General features: G+C 62.6%; 13 protein-coding genes. 5 read left to right on the forward strand and 8 right to left on the reverse strand.

The genetic code is table 11. The features are described 5' to 3' along the window. Nucleotides 1–16: 16 nt before the first annotated feature. The 4 genes from pilP to E8F20_RS18140 are packed head-to-tail and all read right to left on the reverse strand — an operon-like array spanning nucleotide 17 to nucleotide 2,827. A complete protein-coding gene (pilP, locus tag E8F20_RS18125; protein WP_280284966.1) occupies nucleotides 17–550 on the reverse strand; it encodes a type 4a pilus biogenesis lipoprotein PilP in 534 nt (177 codons plus the stop codon). Then, entirely contained in the window at nucleotides 547–1,170 is a 624-nt protein-coding gene (pilO, locus tag E8F20_RS18130) for a type 4a pilus biogenesis protein PilO (protein ID WP_280284967.1), read from the reverse strand. Before pilO ends, pilP begins: the two co-directional genes overlap by 4 nt. Beyond that, on the reverse strand, nucleotides 1,167–1,763 hold the full coding sequence (locus E8F20_RS18135) for a PilN domain-containing protein (RefSeq protein ID WP_028630567.1): 597 nt from the start codon (nucleotides 1,761–1,763) through the stop codon (nucleotides 1,167–1,169). Before E8F20_RS18135 ends, pilO begins: the two co-directional genes overlap by 4 nt. Continuing rightward, nucleotides 1,763–2,827: a pilus assembly protein PilM gene (locus tag E8F20_RS18140; protein WP_280284968.1), complete on the reverse strand. Its 1,065-nt coding sequence runs from the start codon at nucleotides 2,825–2,827 to the stop codon at nucleotides 1,763–1,765. Before E8F20_RS18140 ends, E8F20_RS18135 begins: the two co-directional genes overlap by 1 nt. A gap of 184 nt (nucleotides 2,828–3,011) precedes the next feature. On the opposite strand from E8F20_RS18140, the gene E8F20_RS18145 reads away from it, so the two are divergent. Next, the gene (locus E8F20_RS18145; RefSeq protein ID WP_280284969.1) at nucleotides 3,012–5,447 is read left to right on the forward strand and encodes a penicillin-binding protein 1A; all 2,436 of its coding nucleotides are present in this window, start codon (nucleotides 3,012–3,014) and stop codon (nucleotides 5,445–5,447) included. Between the two features lie 56 nt (nucleotides 5,448–5,503). Here the strand turns inward: E8F20_RS18145 and E8F20_RS18150 are convergent, their stop codons facing one another. The 4 genes from E8F20_RS18150 to rpmE form a co-directional block, all read right to left on the reverse strand. Continuing rightward, entirely contained in the window at nucleotides 5,504–6,772 is a 1,269-nt protein-coding gene (locus E8F20_RS18150; protein WP_280284970.1) for a malic enzyme-like NAD(P)-binding protein, read from the reverse strand. Nucleotides 6,773–6,871: 99 nt separating this feature from the next. Then, nucleotides 6,872–8,323, reverse strand: coding sequence for a M48 family metalloprotease (locus E8F20_RS18155; protein ID WP_280284971.1), 1,452 nt, complete (start codon nucleotides 8,321–8,323; stop codon nucleotides 6,872–6,874). After that, a complete protein-coding gene (locus tag E8F20_RS18160) occupies nucleotides 8,320–9,120 on the reverse strand; it encodes a thermonuclease family protein (protein ID WP_280284972.1) in 801 nt (266 codons plus the stop codon). The genes E8F20_RS18155 and E8F20_RS18160 overlap by 4 nt, the downstream gene beginning before the upstream one ends. Before the next feature lie 26 nt (nucleotides 9,121–9,146). After that, a complete protein-coding gene (rpmE, locus tag E8F20_RS18165; RefSeq protein ID WP_028629801.1) occupies nucleotides 9,147–9,359 on the reverse strand; it encodes a 50S ribosomal protein L31 in 213 nt (70 codons plus the stop codon). A gap of 167 nt (nucleotides 9,360–9,526) precedes the next feature. On the opposite strand from rpmE, the gene E8F20_RS18170 reads away from it, so the two are divergent. The 4 genes from E8F20_RS18170 to hslV all read left to right on the forward strand — a co-directional run bounded on the left by E8F20_RS18170 (nucleotide 9,527) and on the right by hslV (nucleotide 14,977). After that, nucleotides 9,527–11,749, forward strand: a complete 2,223-nt coding sequence (locus tag E8F20_RS18170) for a primosomal protein N' (RefSeq protein WP_280284973.1) — start codon at nucleotides 9,527–9,529, stop codon at nucleotides 11,747–11,749. Between the two features lie 138 nt (nucleotides 11,750–11,887). Next, complete coding sequence (gene argS / locus E8F20_RS18175) at nucleotides 11,888–13,627, forward strand: arginine--tRNA ligase (protein WP_280284974.1); 1,740 nt, start codon at nucleotides 11,888–11,890, stop codon at nucleotides 13,625–13,627. Nucleotides 13,628–13,633: 6 nt separating this feature from the next. Continuing rightward, nucleotides 13,634–14,350, forward strand: coding sequence for an SPOR domain-containing protein (locus E8F20_RS18180; RefSeq protein ID WP_280284975.1), 717 nt, complete (start codon nucleotides 13,634–13,636; stop codon nucleotides 14,348–14,350). Nucleotides 14,351–14,446: 96 nt separating this feature from the next. Continuing rightward, nucleotides 14,447–14,977: an ATP-dependent protease subunit HslV gene (gene hslV / locus E8F20_RS18185; RefSeq protein WP_280284976.1), complete on the forward strand. Its 531-nt coding sequence runs from the start codon at nucleotides 14,447–14,449 to the stop codon at nucleotides 14,975–14,977. The last annotated feature ends 21 nt before the right edge of the window (nucleotides 14,978–14,998 follow it).

The raw sequence follows: 14,998 nt of genomic DNA on the forward strand, positions 1-14,998 counted from the left end.
GTGATTCACCTCGCCCTCAAGAGCGCTCTCTGAGCGCGAGACTGCGCGGACGTTCCAGCCATCCGCCTTCTCCATCCGGGACAATCTCGACCACGTCGACCTTGGCTTCATCGATGCCAACGATGCGGCCGTGGTTACGCCCCAGGTAGTCACCCACCTTGACCCGATGCACCCCTCCTGCACCATTGATCAAGGCAAAGGTTCCCGAGCCATTGGACAGGGTACCGACCATTTCGAAGGACTCGATGTTGAAGCCCTCAAGAAACTGCTTCACGCGGGTCTCGTCCGGGTGAACGTCCTTCGACCCCTTTTGCTGCTTGGCCAGATCGATCTTGATCGGCGGCTGGAAGGGGCTGCGCAATGCCGCGGCACTGTACGTGAAGGCCTCATAAGGCTGGAATTTCGGCAAGGGCTCGATGGCCCCCTTCGGACGGGCGCGCACTTCATCCATATAGGCCTGGAGGTCACCAAAGTCGCTGCCAGCACCGCAACCGGAAAGGCTGGCGAGCATCAGGGCACAAAGTGCCAGGCGGGCGCGAGGACTACTCATTTCTGCAGCCCCTTGTCGTTGTAGCGGTAGGTCTTGGCCAGGATTGACATACGCAACTTGGAGCTACTGTCCTGGCCAACAGGCTTGATGTCGAAATCATGCAGGGTGACGATTCGCGGCAGGCTGGCGACGCCACTGACGAAGGTCGCCAGGTCGTGGTAACCGCCAACCACCGAAATCTGGATCGGCAGCTCGATATAGAACTGCTGGGCAGCCTCCGGCAGCAACTTGATCTCTTCGAACTCGAGACCGCTGCCCAGACCGGTACGGGTGATGTCTTCCAGCAAGCCCGGCACTTCGGTGTCGCTGGGCAACTGGCGCAACAGGGCACCGAAGGAGGTTTCCATCTCCTTCATCTGCTCCTTGTAGGCTTCCAGGTTCGCGGCCTGGAAAGCCTTGGCAGCGAACTGTTCCTTTAGAGTCGCCTCTTCGGCACGCTTCGAGTCCAACTGGAGCTCAAGGTCCTTGAGATGGAAGTTGTAACCCAACACCAGCACCAGTATCAGCAGCAGTACGCAAGTGATGACCTTGACCGCAATGGGCCAGGACCCCAGGTTGTTGACGTCCAGATCGGCCAGATCAATCTTGCGCAGGCTTTCGAGGGAGTCGGAGAAACTCATTTCGCGGCTCCTTTGGTGGCGGCGTTCTTGCCGTTTTCCTCTTCGGAGCCCGGCTGGGTCTGCTGCACGGTCAACTGGAACACATTGGCCTGGTCCACAGCCCCCGCAGTAATCGCCTTGACCTCGGTGAGATTGGGCGAAACCAGCCACTCCGAGGCATCCAGATTACGCATCAGGTTGGAAACCCGGTTGTTCGACTCGGCGGCGCCAACAATAGCGATGCTTTTCCCAGTCATTTTCAGACCGGTGAAGAAGACACCATCGGGCAGGGTACGCACCAATTGATCGAATACACGACCAATGATCGGTCGGTTGCCCTGCAGGTCCTGAATGATCTTCATCCGCTCAAGGAGCTGCTGACGACGAGTCTTCAGCTCGCTGATTTCCTTGATCCTGGCATCCAGGACAGCAATTTCCTTGCGAACGAAGTCATTGCGCGCCTGCTGGTTCTCGATGGCGCTGTTCAGGTACTGGTCACCCAGGAACACTGCACCGGCGCCCAGCGCCAGAATGGCTCCCATTGCCACCAGGAAGCGCTGCTTGCGCTCCTCGCGCAGTTGCTCCCGCCAGGGGAGTAAGTTGATGCGCGCCATCAGTCGAAACTCCTCATCGCCAAGCCGCAAGCAATCATCAGCGCCGGCGCATCACTGGCCAGCGCGCCCGCATTGACCTTGCTACTCAGCGCCATGTCGGAGAAGGGGTTGGCAACCAGGGTCGGCGTGCCGATCTTCTGCTGGATCAGCCGATCCAGATCGGGAATCGAAGCCGTACCGCCCGCCAGGAGGATGTAATCCACATCGTTAAACTGACCTGCGGCGAAGAAGAATTGCAGCGAGCGGGAAACCTGCTGGACGACTGCATCCTTGAACGGTTGCAGAACCTCGCTGTCGTAGTCATCCGGAAGACCACCTTGCTTCTTGGCAAGACCAGCCTCTTCGACGGAGAGTCCATAACGCCGCTGGATCTCTTCGGTCAGCTGGCGACCACCGAAGAGCTGCTCGCGGGTATAGATGGTGCGCCCGTTGTGCAGAACACTGAGAGTGGTCATGGTGGCGCCGATGTCGACGACCGCTACCGTCAGCTCGTCGTGCGAATCGCCGAGCTGGGCCGAAAGCAGCGAATAGGCACGCTCCAGCGCATAGGCCTCAACGTCGACCACCCTGGCAGTGAGTCCTGCCAGCGCAAGCGCGGCCTCGCGCACTTCGACGTTCTCCTTTCGGCAAGCTGCCAGCAGTACGTCGACCCGCTCCGGGTTGCGCGCGGATGGCCCTTGCACCTCGAAGTCGATGGAAACTTCTTCCAGCGGATAGGGAATGTATTGGTCGGCCTCGATCTTCAGCTGGTTCTCCAGATCATCATCGGAGAGCCCGGCTTCCATTTCGATGGTCTTGGTGATCACGGCCGAACCGGCCACAGCCACCGCGACAGCCTTGACGCCGGTACGCGCCTTCGTGACCACACGGGAAAGCGCTTGCCCAACGCCCTCCAGCTCGGCGATGTTCTTTTCGACAACCGCGTTTGGTGGGAGTGGCTCGACGGCATAGGACTCCACTTTGAAGCGGCTTCCCGAGCGACTCAATTCAAGGAGCTTGACTGAGGTCGAGCTGATGTCGATCCCCAACAGCGAATTCGCTTTCTTATTGAAGAGCCCTAGCACGACCGATTTCCTATCAGCGTCCGAGACTTACGGACGATTTATGTTTTTCCACATTAAATAGCAGTCTTGACAGAAGCGCAAATGGCTCCCCTGGAAAAAAAACGCTTATAATGTGATCGGCTTTTGCCTTTTATCATCGCCTTTCGCTTAACTCATTCTTTTGTCTGGAAATCCATAAGCCTTGATGCGCCTGCTGAAGTTTTTCTGGTGGTCCTTCGTCGCCGTTTTCTGTGGCCTGCTGCTCAGTTTCAGCGGCGCCTACCTCTATCTTAGTCCCAGCCTTCCGTCCGTCGACTCGCTACGCAGGATTCAGCTCCAGATCCCGCTGCGCGTCTACAGCAGCGATGGCAAGCTGATCGCGGAGTTCGGCGAGATGCGCCGCTCTCCGGTGCGTTTCGCCGACATCCCGCCGGATTTCATCAAAGCCCTCCTGGCTGCCGAGGACGACAATTTCGCGAACCATTATGGCGTCGACCTCACCAGCTTGATGCGCGCTGCCACGCAATTATTGAAGACTGGCCACATCCAGACAGGCGGCAGCACCATCACCATGCAGGTGGCGAAGAACTACTTCCTCACCAGCGAAAGAAGTTTCTCCCGCAAGATCAATGAAATATTGCTAGCCCTGCAAATTGAACGGGAACTCAGCAAAGATGAAATTCTTGAACTTTATGTGAACAAGATCTACCTCGGTAACCGCGCCTACGGTATCGAAGCCGCCGCACAGGTCTATTACGGCAAGTCCATTCGCGAACTCAGCCTGGCACAGATGGCGATGATCGCCGGCCTACCCAAGGCCCCCTCGCGCTTCAATCCGCTGGTCAATCCGACCCGCAGCAAGGAACGACGCGACTGGATCCTCGGACGCATGTACAAGCTCGGCCGAATTGATAATGCCCGCTACCAGCAAGCGCTCAACGAGCCGATCAATGCCAGTTACCACGTTCCCACGCCTGAACTGGCCGCACCCTATATTGCCGAGATGGCCCGCGCCGAGATGGTCGGCCGCTACGGCAGTGACGCTTACACTGAAGGCTTCCGCGTCACCACCACCGTCCCCAGCGACCTCCAGCAAGCCGCCAACACGGCCCTGCGCGAAGGTCTGATCGAGTACGACCAACGCCACGGCTACCGCGGACCGGAAACCCGCTTACCGGGCATGACCAAGGAAACCTGGCTGCAGGAACTGACCAAGCAGAAGTCGCTTGGCGGCCTGGAGCCGGCCATCGTCACCCAGGTAGAGAAGAGCGGCGTCCTGGCCCTGACCCGGAGTGGCCAGGAAGAAGCGGTGAGCTGGGACAGCATGAAGTGGGCTCGCCCCTTCCTTAACACCAACAGCCTCGGCCCACGCCCACAACAGCCCGCGGACGTCACCCAGGTCGGTGATCTGATTCGCGTGCAGCGCCAGGCCGATGGAAGCCTACGCTTCGTTCAGCTTCCCGCTGCGCAGAGCGCACTCGTTTCACTGGATCCGAATGACGGCGCCATTCGTGCCCTGGTCGGCGGCTTCTCCTTCGAGCAAAGCAACTACAACCGCGCCGCGCAGGCCAAGCGCCAGCCGGGCTCAAGCTTCAAGCCGTTCCTTTATGCCGCGGCCCTGGACAACGGTTTCACCGCCGCCAGCCTGGTGAACGACGCGCCCATCGTCTTCCAGGAAGCAGGTATGGAAGAAGCCTGGCGCCCGAAGAACGACAACAACACCTTCCTCGGCCCGATCCGCCTGCGCGAAGCCCTGTACAAGTCGCGCAACCTGGTGTCGATCCGCGTACTGCAGGCCATTGGCATCGACTATGCGCTGAACTACATCAGCCGCTTTGGCTTCAACAAGGATGACCTGCCGCGCAATCTATCCATGGCGCTTGGCACGGCCAACCTCACTCCGCTGGAGATCGCCGGCGGCTGGAGCGCCTTCGCCAACGGCGGCTATAAAGTGCAGCCTTATCTGATCGATCGCATTGAAAGCCGCGACGGCAAGGTCCTGTTCGTCGCCAATCCGCCGCGAGTTCCAGAAAACGAAGCGCAATCCAGCGAAGTCGCACAGGCGAATGCCGCGCCAGACACCCTGCTTGCCTCCACCGACACCTCAGCACCCCAAAGCCAGACACCTGCCACTGCAGAGCGCATCGTCGACCCCCGCACTACCTACATCCTCAATAGCATGCTGCAGGATGTGATCAAGCGCGGGACCGGTCGCCGCGCCCTGTCCATGGGTCGCAACGACATCGCTGGCAAGACCGGCACCACCAACGAGTCGAAGGACAGTTGGTTCTCCGGCTACAACGCCGACTACGTCACCACTGTCTGGGTTGGCTTCGACCAGCCGGAAAGCCTGGGCCGCCACGAGTACGGCGGCACCGTCGCGCTGCCGATCTGGATGAACTACATGGGCACCGCCTTGAAGGATAAGCCGGCCCACGTCCAGCCCGAGCCCGCCGGCCTGCTTACCCTGCGCATCGATCCCCTCAGCGGTCGCGCTGCCAGCCCCGGCGCGCCAGATGCGTTCTTCGAGCTGTTCAAGAGCGAAGACACACCGCCGCCAATGAGCGAGCTGGATCCGGGCCTGGCCATCCCCGGCAGCCCGCTGCCCGCCGACGAAGCTGCACCCATAGACCTGTTCTGAGGAACAGGCGCCCAATAAAAAGCCCCGCGATGCGGGGCTTTTTATTGTTTCTCTACTTAGCCGTTGAACACCTCATCCACCGACGTCAGCGGATAGTGTTTCGGATAGGGCAGGGTCGCTACACCGGACTCGATGGCGGCCTTGGCCACAGCATCGGAGACGACGGTGATCAGGCGCTTGTCCATGGGCTTCGGAATAATGTACTCACGACCGAATTCCAGGGACGCCACGTTGTAGGCATCGCAGACGTCCTTCGGTACCGGCTCCTTGGCCAGGTCGCGCAGGGCATTAGCGGCGGCGATCTTCATTTCCTCGTTGATGCGGGTGGCGCGCACGTCCAGGGCACCGCGGAAGATGAAGGGGAAGCCCAGCACGTTGTTGACCTGGTTCGGATAGTCGGAACGACCGGTGGCCATGATCACATCGCTACGGGTCTCGTGAGCCAGCTCCGGCTTGATCTCCGGATCCGGGTTGGAGCAGGCGAAGACGATCGGGTTGGCCGCCATGCGCTTGAGGTCTTCCGGGCTCAGGAGGTTGGCGCCGGACAGGCCGACGAACACGTCTGCACCGTCGAGTGCTTCGGACAGGGTGCGCTTGTCGGTCTCGTGGGCGAACACGGCCTTGTACTGGTTCAGGTCGTCGCGACCGGCGTGGATCACGCCTTTACGGTCGATCATGAAGATGTTCTCGACCTTGGCGCCCATGCTCACCAGCAGCTTCATGCAGGAGATGGCGGCAGCACCGGCGCCGAGGCAGACGATCTTGGCTTCGGCCAGAGATTTGCCGGCAATTTCCAGGGCATTGAGCATGCCGGCAGCGGTCACGATGGCGGTGCCGTGCTGGTCATCGTGGAATACCGGAATGTCGCACTGTTCGATCAGGGTGCGCTCGATTTCGAAGCACTCGGGCGCTTTGATGTCTTCGAGGTTGATACCACCGAAGGTAATGGAAATGCGCTTGACGGTGTCGATGAAGGCCTGCGGGCTTTCAGCGTCCACTTCGATGTCGAATACGTCGATGCCTGCGAAACGCTTGAACAGAACGCCTTTGCCCTCCATCACCGGCTTGGAGGCCAGCGGGCCAAGGTTGCCCAGACCGAGGATGGCAGTGCCGTCAGAAATAACCGCTACCAGATTGCCCTTGCCGGTGTACTTGAAGGCCAGCTCAGGATCACGCGCGATTTCGCGTACCGGCTCGGCAACGCCCGGGCTGTAAGCCAGCGACAGGTCGCGGGCGGTGACGGTCGGCTTGGTCAGCTCGACACTGAGTTTCCCGGGGCGGGGTTGGGCATGGTATTCGAGAGCGGCCGTTTTCAGATCAGACATTTTGGCATTTCCGCTTTTGCTTGTGACAGACGTGACGGGCGAGCATACGCAAGATGCATGGGGCTAACAAGACCGTTCAGTCACCCGGCGTCAACCCCTCTAACGTACGACTTTTAGCCAATCTCCTGGCCTCGGCTCGCCGATTGGATACAAATTATTGAGCAATCGAATACGATTTTCCAGATCCACTTGCGTGCCCGGCAGTTTGCTCTCTCTAGCCAGGCCGGCAATGGTCTGCCCCGACTTCACCTGCATCAGGTGCAGTCGTAATGGCTGGGCCAGGGCGTGCTCTTCCTTCTTCAGCGGGCGGAAGCTCCTGATCACGGACATGAAGTGATCGTCCTGGCTTTCCAGTGAGGCCTGATTGCGAATGGCACCAACGAACAGGTACGCCTTGTCGTCTTTGTAGATCACCGCCACTCGCCGCGCCGGAGTCCCCGGAAGCACCGCAGTCGCCCCCTGTAGTCCGGCTTGCTGCAACGGCTCCTCCATGGATAGGCGCTGGCCGGTCTTTTGTCGCAGGTAGTCTGCGGGCGTCAGGGTTGGCTTGCGGCCATCCAGGGTCATGGCGATGAATGCCTGTTGGTCGGCGCTGTGGATGATCACCGCATCAGGTCGATTGACCAGCCCCCAGCCGTCCGGCAAATGCAGGGTGAAATCCAGTTCAGCGTGGTAGAAGTCCTGGTCACGACGCACGCCAGTTTCCGCCGAGTCGCCGAAAGGCAGCCCCTCGAGGTGCTTGAGGAAGACTTCCCGGTTCACCACTTGATTACCGCCAGCCAGCGCGCTTGCCGGCCCCACCACCTGCTGCAGGCGGGTATCGTTGTCAGGGTGCGTGTCGAACAGTCCGTGATAACCCGACGGCGGCGCGGACTGGCCCTTGCGCCGGGCCTGGTCGCGGGCAAACTCCTCCTGGTTTTTCAGCACCTTCACCACTTCGATCATGGCCTGAGGGTCATAACCACTGCGCGCCAGGTACTGCGCTCCGAGACCGTCAGCCTCCAGCTCCATATCGCGCCCATAGCCACGCACGAATGCGGTACCCAGCACATTGGTCAGGTCGCCGGCGGCACCGACACCTGTACCGATAGCCACCGCCTGCCCGAGGATGTTCCAGGCGGTGGACTGGCTCTGCTGCTGCACGCTGTGCCGCGCGGTGACGTGCCCCACCTCGTGCCCCAACACCGCGGCGAGCTCAGCCTCGGAGTTCAGGTAGGCCAGCAGCCCGCGGTTGATATAGATGTAGCCACCCGGCAGAGCGAAGGCATTGATGTCGGGTGAATCAACCACGGTGAACTGGTAGGGGATGTTACTGCGGTGACTGTGACGGGCGACACGCGCCCCCACTTCCTGCACATAGGCCTGCAGCTTTTCATCCGCGTATCGCGGATTCTGCTTGGCGATTTCCTGGTTGTAGCGGCGTCCGAGATCCAGCTCCTGCTGCTCGCTCATCATCACAAAGTTGGTCTTGCCGGTTGCTGGGTTGACTGCGCAACCGACCAGTTGGGAAGAAGCAAGCAGTAGCGCCATGACGAGCGCAGCGGATCTCATCGAATCACCTCGAGCATTCCATTGTGGGTAAGGGGGAGCATCCAGCGGGAATCCCTCGTATTAACGCCGCCCCTGCGCGCGCGGTCAATTACCCAGCCCCGCGCCTCTACACGCCGCCCCACCAGGCGCTGCAGCGCGGCCGCATCGAACTGGCGCAGCTGCTTCAGCTCGATCCGCAATACCAGCGGCCCCTCCAGTTGAAGCCAGACGCCGCCGCGGTTGCGATCAACCTTCGTCACTCGCCCCTGCACCAGCGCAAAGCCACTCCGCCGCAGCTGCCAGGGCGACTGCAGGGGCGGGCGACGCCAAACCCCACGGCCAGCCCGACGAGCCGCGCGCTCGGCAATAGCGTGGCAATCACTCAAGGCGACGTTGGGGCCAATGGCGATGCGAAACGCCAAGCCCTCGGCAAGCAGGTGCTCCTCGAGGTTTCGCCCGCGACTGTCATACAAGTGCGCCAATGTGCGACCGTACTTGTCTTTCGATTCACGCCCGAGCCGAAGCCCCACCCGTCCGCCACTGGACTTCACCAACTCGTCCAAGCGCTGGCGAGCCGCCTTGGCGTAGGGCTCATCCGACCGCCCCTTGCGCGCCAACTCGGGCGCATTCAGACCGATCATACGAATGCTTCGCCCATCGATCAGACGCACAGTGTCGCCATCAACGACTTTTCGGACTTTATAAGTAGGAAGCTTACCCGGAGCCGGGCAGGCGGCCTGCAGGGCGAAACTCAGTGCCCAGAAAAAGAAAAAGGCGCCTGCTAGAGGCGCCTTTTTTGTCAGCGGGGGCTTGGCCACTGGGCCTTCCCGGGCTGCTCGGACCCTTACTTGGTGCCGAACACGCCGAAACGCTGCTTGAAGCGATCGATACGGCCGCCGGTGTCCAGAACCTTCTGCTTACCGGTGTAGAACGGGTGGCACTCGGAGCATACGTCGAGGCTGATGTTCTTACCCAGGGTGGAGCGGGTTTTGATGACGTTACCGCAGCTGCAGGTAGCTTCGATCGCTACGTACTCGGGATGGATTTCCGGTTTCATTGCTTGATCCTCAGGTCTGGCGTGCCGCCACCCGACCCTATGTCGAGCACCGCACGGAAACAGGCGGCGGATGATACCAGAGTGCGGGGGCGTTGCAACCAGGCGGCCGCACCGGCCGTCGCGGCGGGCCATGCTAAGATCGCGCCTTTTCGGAAGGGACCGCCCGCTTGCCCGACGCCCTCATTCTGCGCCTTGCCCTGCCCTCTCCGCTGCGCCGCCTGTTCGACTATCGGGCGCCTGCCAGCGTGCCGCGTGCCGCCCTGCAGCCAGGTGTGCGCCTGCGCGTCCCCTTCGGCCGTCGCGAGATCATCGGCGTGCTGGTGGAGTTGGCGGAGACGAGTGAGGTGCCTGCGGACAAGCTCAAGCCAGCCCTCGAACTGCTGGACAGCCAACCGCCCCTGCCGCCGCCGCTGTTCAAGCTGTGCCTGTGGACCGCCCAGTACTACCAGCACAGCCTGGGCGACACCCTGAGTTGGGCGTTGCCCGTGCTGTTGCGCCAGGGTGAACCGGCCGAGGCGCGGCAGGAGCGCTTCTGGCATGCAGCCCCCGGTGCCAGCGTCGACGATCCGCGCCTGGCCCGCGCGCCACGCCAGCGCCAGGCCCTGGCTACCCTCGCCCAGCACCCCCATGGCGTAGCCCACCAACTGCTCGCCCAGCTGCAGTTGAACAAGGACAGCCTCGATATCCTGCTGGAGAAGGGCCTGGCCCGCGTCGAAGTGCGCCGCCATGCCCCCAGCGAACGCCACGGCCCGCTCCTGGCCCAGCCGGAACTCCCGCTGAACCCGGAACAGCGCGCTGCCTTCGATGCCGTCCACGCCTCCTTTGGCAGCTTCAACGCCCTGCTCCTGGCGGGCGTCACCGGCAGCGGCAAGACCGAGGTCTACCTGCAACTGATCCGCCAGACCCTTGAAGCCGGCAAGCAAGCCTTGGTGCTGATCCCCGAGATCAACCTTGGCCCGCAGACCCTCGAGCGCTTTTCGCGACGCTTCAACGCGCGGATTGCCCTGCTCCACTCGGCGGTCAACGACCGCGAGCGTCTGGATGCCTGGCTAGCCGCCCGCGACGGCGAGGCCGATATCGTCATCGGCACGCGTTCGGCACTGTTCACACCGCTGAAAAATCCAGGCCTGATCATCATCGACGAGGAGCACGACGCCTCATATAAACAGCAGGAAGGCCTGCGCTACCACGCCCGCGACCTCGCCCTGGTGCGCGCCCGCCAGGAGAACATCCCGATCCTGCTGGGCTCAGCCACACCTTCCCTGGAAAGCCTGCAGAATGCCCACGCCGGTCGTTACGGCCTGCTGCGCCTGACCCAGCGGGCCGGTGGCGCCAAGCAGCCACGCTTCCTGCGCCTGGATGTGAAGAGCCTGCCGCTGGACTCCGGCATCTCCATACCGCTGCAGCAGGCAATCGCACAGACCCTGGCCGCCGGCCAGCAAGTGCTGGTGTTCCTCAATCGCCGCGGCTTCGCACCTACCCTGCTGTGCCATGACTGCGGCTGGATCAGCCAATGCCCGCGCTGCGATGCGCGCATGACCCTGCATCAGCGCTTCAACGAACTGCGCTGCCACCATTGCGGCCACACCCAGCGCCAGCCGGCATGCTGTCCTGATTGCGGAAAGGTTGACCTTCGCCCCGTCGGCGCCGGCACCGAGCGCGCCGAAGAGCGTCTGGCAATCCTCTTCCCGAAAACACCGGTACTGCGCATCGACCGTGACAGCACCGCGCGTAAAGACGCCATGGACAAGTTGTTCACCACCATCCAGCGCGGTGAGCCCTGCATCCTTGTCGGCACCCAGATGCTCGCCAAAGGGCACCACTTCCCGAGGGTGACCCTGGTGGCCATCCTCGATGCCGACGGCGGTCTGTTCTCCGCCGACTTCCGCGCCAGCGAGCGCATGGCCCAGTTGATCGTCCAGGTCGCCGGACGCGCTGGCCGTGCGGAGGAGCCGGGCCGGGTGATCATCCAGACCCACCTGGCCGATCATCCGCTGCTGGTACAACTCACCGAACAGGGCTATTTCGCCTTTGCCGAGCAGGCGCTCTCGGAGCGTCGAGCCGCTGGCCTGCCACCGTTCGCCCACCTTGCCCTGCTGCGTGCCGAAGCGCACAAGCCTGGCCAGGCGGAAGCTTTTCTCGACAGCGCCTGCCTCGAAGCCGAGCAACAATTGGCCGAGATGAGCCTCAATGGCGTCGAACTCCTGGGGCCGGTGCCCGCCCCCATGGAACGCCGTGCCGGCCGCTATCGAGCGCAACTGCTGTTGCAGGCCCATGCCCGCGCGCCGCTACATCGTCTGCTGACGCCCTGGAGCCAGGTATTGGACCAGTTGCCTGGCGGTCGCACAGTGCGCTGGTCGCTGGATGTCGACCCTATTGACCTGTTCTAGGGCGGACCAACCGACCGACTGCACCCACTGGTCCTTGCAGCGCGCAGCTTAAAACTTGAAGCTGCTGCCGCAGCCCACCGATAATGCACAGTTTTCAACCAGTGCCAGCCCTCTCCGGGGCGGCCGGAAGAGCAGAAGATGAAAGACACCATTCGCCAGCTGATCCAGCAAGCCCTGACCCGACTCGCCACCGAGGGCGTGTTGCCCGAGGGCCTCAGCCCGGCCATCCAGGTGGAAAACACCAAGGACAAGAGCCACGGCGACTTCGCCAGCAACATCGCCATGATGCTGGCAAAACCCGCCGGCATGAAGCCGCGCGACCTGGCCGAGAAGCTCATCGCAGCCCTTCCCCAGGACGAGCAAGTGGCCAAGGTGGAAATCGCCGGCCCCGGCTTCCTCAACTTCTTCCAGAACACCCAGGCCCTGGCCCAACGCCTGGAGGCCGCCCTGGCCGACGACCACCTCGGCGTGCGCAAGAACGGCCCGCAGCAACGCGTGGTCGTCGACCTGTCGGCACCGAACCTGGCCAAGGAAATGCACGTCGGCCACCTGCGCTCCACCATCATCGGTGACGGCGTAGCCCGGGTCCTCGAGTTCCTCGGTGACACCGTCATCCGCCAGAACCACGTAGGCGACTGGGGCACGCAGTTCGGCATGCTGCTGGCGTACATGCAGGAGCAGCCGGTGGGCAGCGATGCCGAGCTGAGCGACCTGGAATCTTTCTACCGCGCCGCCAAGAAGCGCTTCGACGAGTCCGAGGAATTCGCCAACCGCGCCCGCGAACTGGTGGTCAAGCTGCAGGCCGGCGACCCCGATTGCCTGCGCCTCTGGAACCGTTTCAACGACATTTCCCTGAGCCACTGCCAGGCCGTCTACGACCGCCTGGGCGTCAAACTCACCATGGCCGACGTTAAGGGCGAGAGCGCCTACAACGACGATTTGCCGAACGTCGTTGCCGACCTGCGCGCCAAAGGCCTGCTCACCGAGAGCGACGGTGCCCTGTGCGTATTCATGGACGAGTTCAAGAACGCCGAAGGCAACCCCCTGCCGCTGATCGTGCAAAAGGCTGGCGGCGGTTACCTCTACGCCACCACCGACCTGGCCGCCACCCGCTACCGCGCCAACGTGCTCAAGGCCGACCGTGCGCTGTACTTCGTCGACCAGCGCCAGGCCCTGCACTTCCAGATGGTCTTCGCTGCTGCGCGCCTCGCTGGATTCGTGCCCGCGTCGTTCGAGATGGAGCACATGGGCTTCGGCACCATGAACGGTGCTGACGGCCGCCCATTCAAGACCCGCGATGGCGGCACCGTGAAGCTGATCGATCTGCTGGATGAAGCCGAACAGCGCGCCTACGACCTGGTTAAAGGCAAGAACCCTGAGCTGGACGAGGCCGAGCTGCGCCTGATTGCCCGCGCCGTAGGTATTGGCGCCGTGAAGTACGCCGATCTTTCCAAGCACCGCACCAGCGACTACAGCTTCAACTTCGAGCTGATGCTGAGCTTCGAGGGCAACACGGCCCCCTACCTGCTATACGCCTACACCCGCGTAGCCAGCGTGTTCCGCAAGCTCGGCAAGGACTTTTCCGAAGTCGATGGCCAGATCATCCTTGTCGCCGACCAGGAACAGGCCCTGGCTGCCAAACTGGCGCAGTTCGCCGACACCCTGGGCAACGTCGCCGAGAAGGGCGTCCCGCATCTCCTCTGCGCCTACCTCTACGACCTGGCCGGCCTGTTCTCCAGCTTCTACGAGAACTGCCCGATCCTCACCGCCGACGACCAGGCCACCCAGCAGAGTCGCCTGCGCCTCGCCGCGCTGACCGGCCGCACCCTGAAACAGGGTCTTGAGCTGCTCGGCCTGCAAACCCTGGAACGCATGTAACGGACTATGGCGAAGAAAAAAGCTGCACCCAAGCGCGGGGCCAGCCGCTACCAGGCGCCGGCCAAGAAACCAGTGCCCGGCTGGGTCTGGCTCGCCATCGGACTGGTCATCGGTGGCTTCGTGGTTTTCCTGAACCAGCTCGAGCCGGGCCGCGATGAAGTACGCCGGACCAAGCCAGAGCAGGCCGCGACTGGTGCCGCCAGCGGCAAGGCCGGCAGTGATGCCGGCAAGCCCCAGGCCAAGCCGACGACACCGCCCCCCCAGGAACCGGCGAAGCCGAAGTACGACTTCTACACCCTGCTGCCGGAGTCGGAAGTGATAGTGCCGCCGGAAGCGGTGCCCAAGGAGACGCCGCCCACACCGGCCGAGCAGAAGCCGGTCACGCCGGAAGAAGCCGCCAAGATCGACGCGGCGCGCGCCCAGGCCGCCCTCAACGGCGAGACACCGCCCCCGCCGCCGGTGGTGGCCAAGGCGCCGGTCACCAACCAGTTCTTCCTCCAGGCCGGCTCGTTCCGCAAGCGCGACGACGCCGACCGCGTGCGCGCCCAGATCATCCTGCTCGGACAGAACGTCCAGGTGGAATCCGGCACCGTTCGCGAAGAAACCTGGTACCGCGTGCTGGTTGGCCCCTTCACCAATCGTGAGCAGCTCGCCTCGGCACAGAAGCAGCTCGCCGGCAGCGGATTCAGCAATTTGCTGTTACAGCAGCGCCAGAGCCGTTGAGTCCATTGATAACCTTGCCCGGTTGAAAACCCGGGCAAGGCCCCCCATCTGAGTTTCCATTCGGGCATTTCGCCCCGCTGCGTGGAGACTCTCCCCTTGACCACCATCGTTTCAGTCCGCCGCAACGGCAAAGTCGTCATGGGCGGCGACGGCCAGGTTTCCCTCGGCAACACCGTCATGAAGAGCAACGCCCGCAAGGTCCGCCGCCTCTACCACGGCCAGGTCCTGGCCGGCTTCGCCGGCGCCACGGCCGACGCCTTCACCCTGTTCGAACGCTTCGAGGGCCAACTGGAAAAGCACCAGGGCCACCTGGTCCGGGCCGCCGTCGAGCTGGCCAAGGACTGGCGCACCGACCGCTCCCTGAGCCGCCTGGAAGCCATGCTCGCCGTCGCCAACAAGGATGCCTCGCTGATCATCACCGGCAATGGTGACGTGGTCGAACCCGAGCACGGCCTGATCGCCATGGGCTCCGGTGGCGGCTTCGCCCAGGCCGCTGCCCTGGCGCTGCTGCAACACACCGAACTGTCCGCTCGCGAAGTGACCGAGACCGCCCTGAACATCGCCGGCTCCATTTGCGTGTTCACCAACCAGAACCTGACCATCGAGGAGCTGGACAGCGCCGAGTAAGGCCACTGTCCCGCAATGGAG

This window comes from Pseudomonas sp. BN415, from assembly GCF_029871195.1.
In the GTDB taxonomy this organism is placed as follows: Bacteria; Pseudomonadota; Gammaproteobacteria; order Pseudomonadales; family Pseudomonadaceae; genus Metapseudomonas; species Metapseudomonas resinovorans.

Coding starts and splice junctions, on each gene's coding strand:
- E8F20_RS18180 (WP_280284975.1), top strand. CDS start 13,634: ATGGCGAAGAAAAAAGCTGCACCCAAGCGCGGGGCCAGCCGCTACCAG.
- rpmE (WP_028629801.1), bottom strand. CDS start 9,359: ATGAAACCGGAAATCCATCCCGAGTACGTAGCGATCGAAGCTACCTGC.
- E8F20_RS18145 (WP_280284969.1), top strand. CDS start 3,012: ATGCGCCTGCTGAAGTTTTTCTGGTGGTCCTTCGTCGCCGTTTTCTGT.
- pilO (WP_280284967.1), bottom strand. CDS start 1,170: ATGAGTTTCTCCGACTCCCTCGAAAGCCTGCGCAAGATTGATCTGGCC.
- pilP (WP_280284966.1), bottom strand. CDS start 550: ATGAGTAGTCCTCGCGCCCGCCTGGCACTTTGTGCCCTGATGCTCGCC.
- E8F20_RS18150 (WP_280284970.1), bottom strand. CDS start 6,772: ATGTCTGATCTGAAAACGGCCGCTCTCGAATACCATGCCCAACCCCGC.
- argS (WP_280284974.1), top strand. CDS start 11,888: ATGAAAGACACCATTCGCCAGCTGATCCAGCAAGCCCTGACCCGACTC.
- E8F20_RS18135 (WP_028630567.1), bottom strand. CDS start 1,763: ATGGCGCGCATCAACTTACTCCCCTGGCGGGAGCAACTGCGCGAGGAG.
- E8F20_RS18155 (WP_280284971.1), bottom strand. CDS start 8,323: ATGAGATCCGCTGCGCTCGTCATGGCGCTACTGCTTGCTTCTTCCCAA.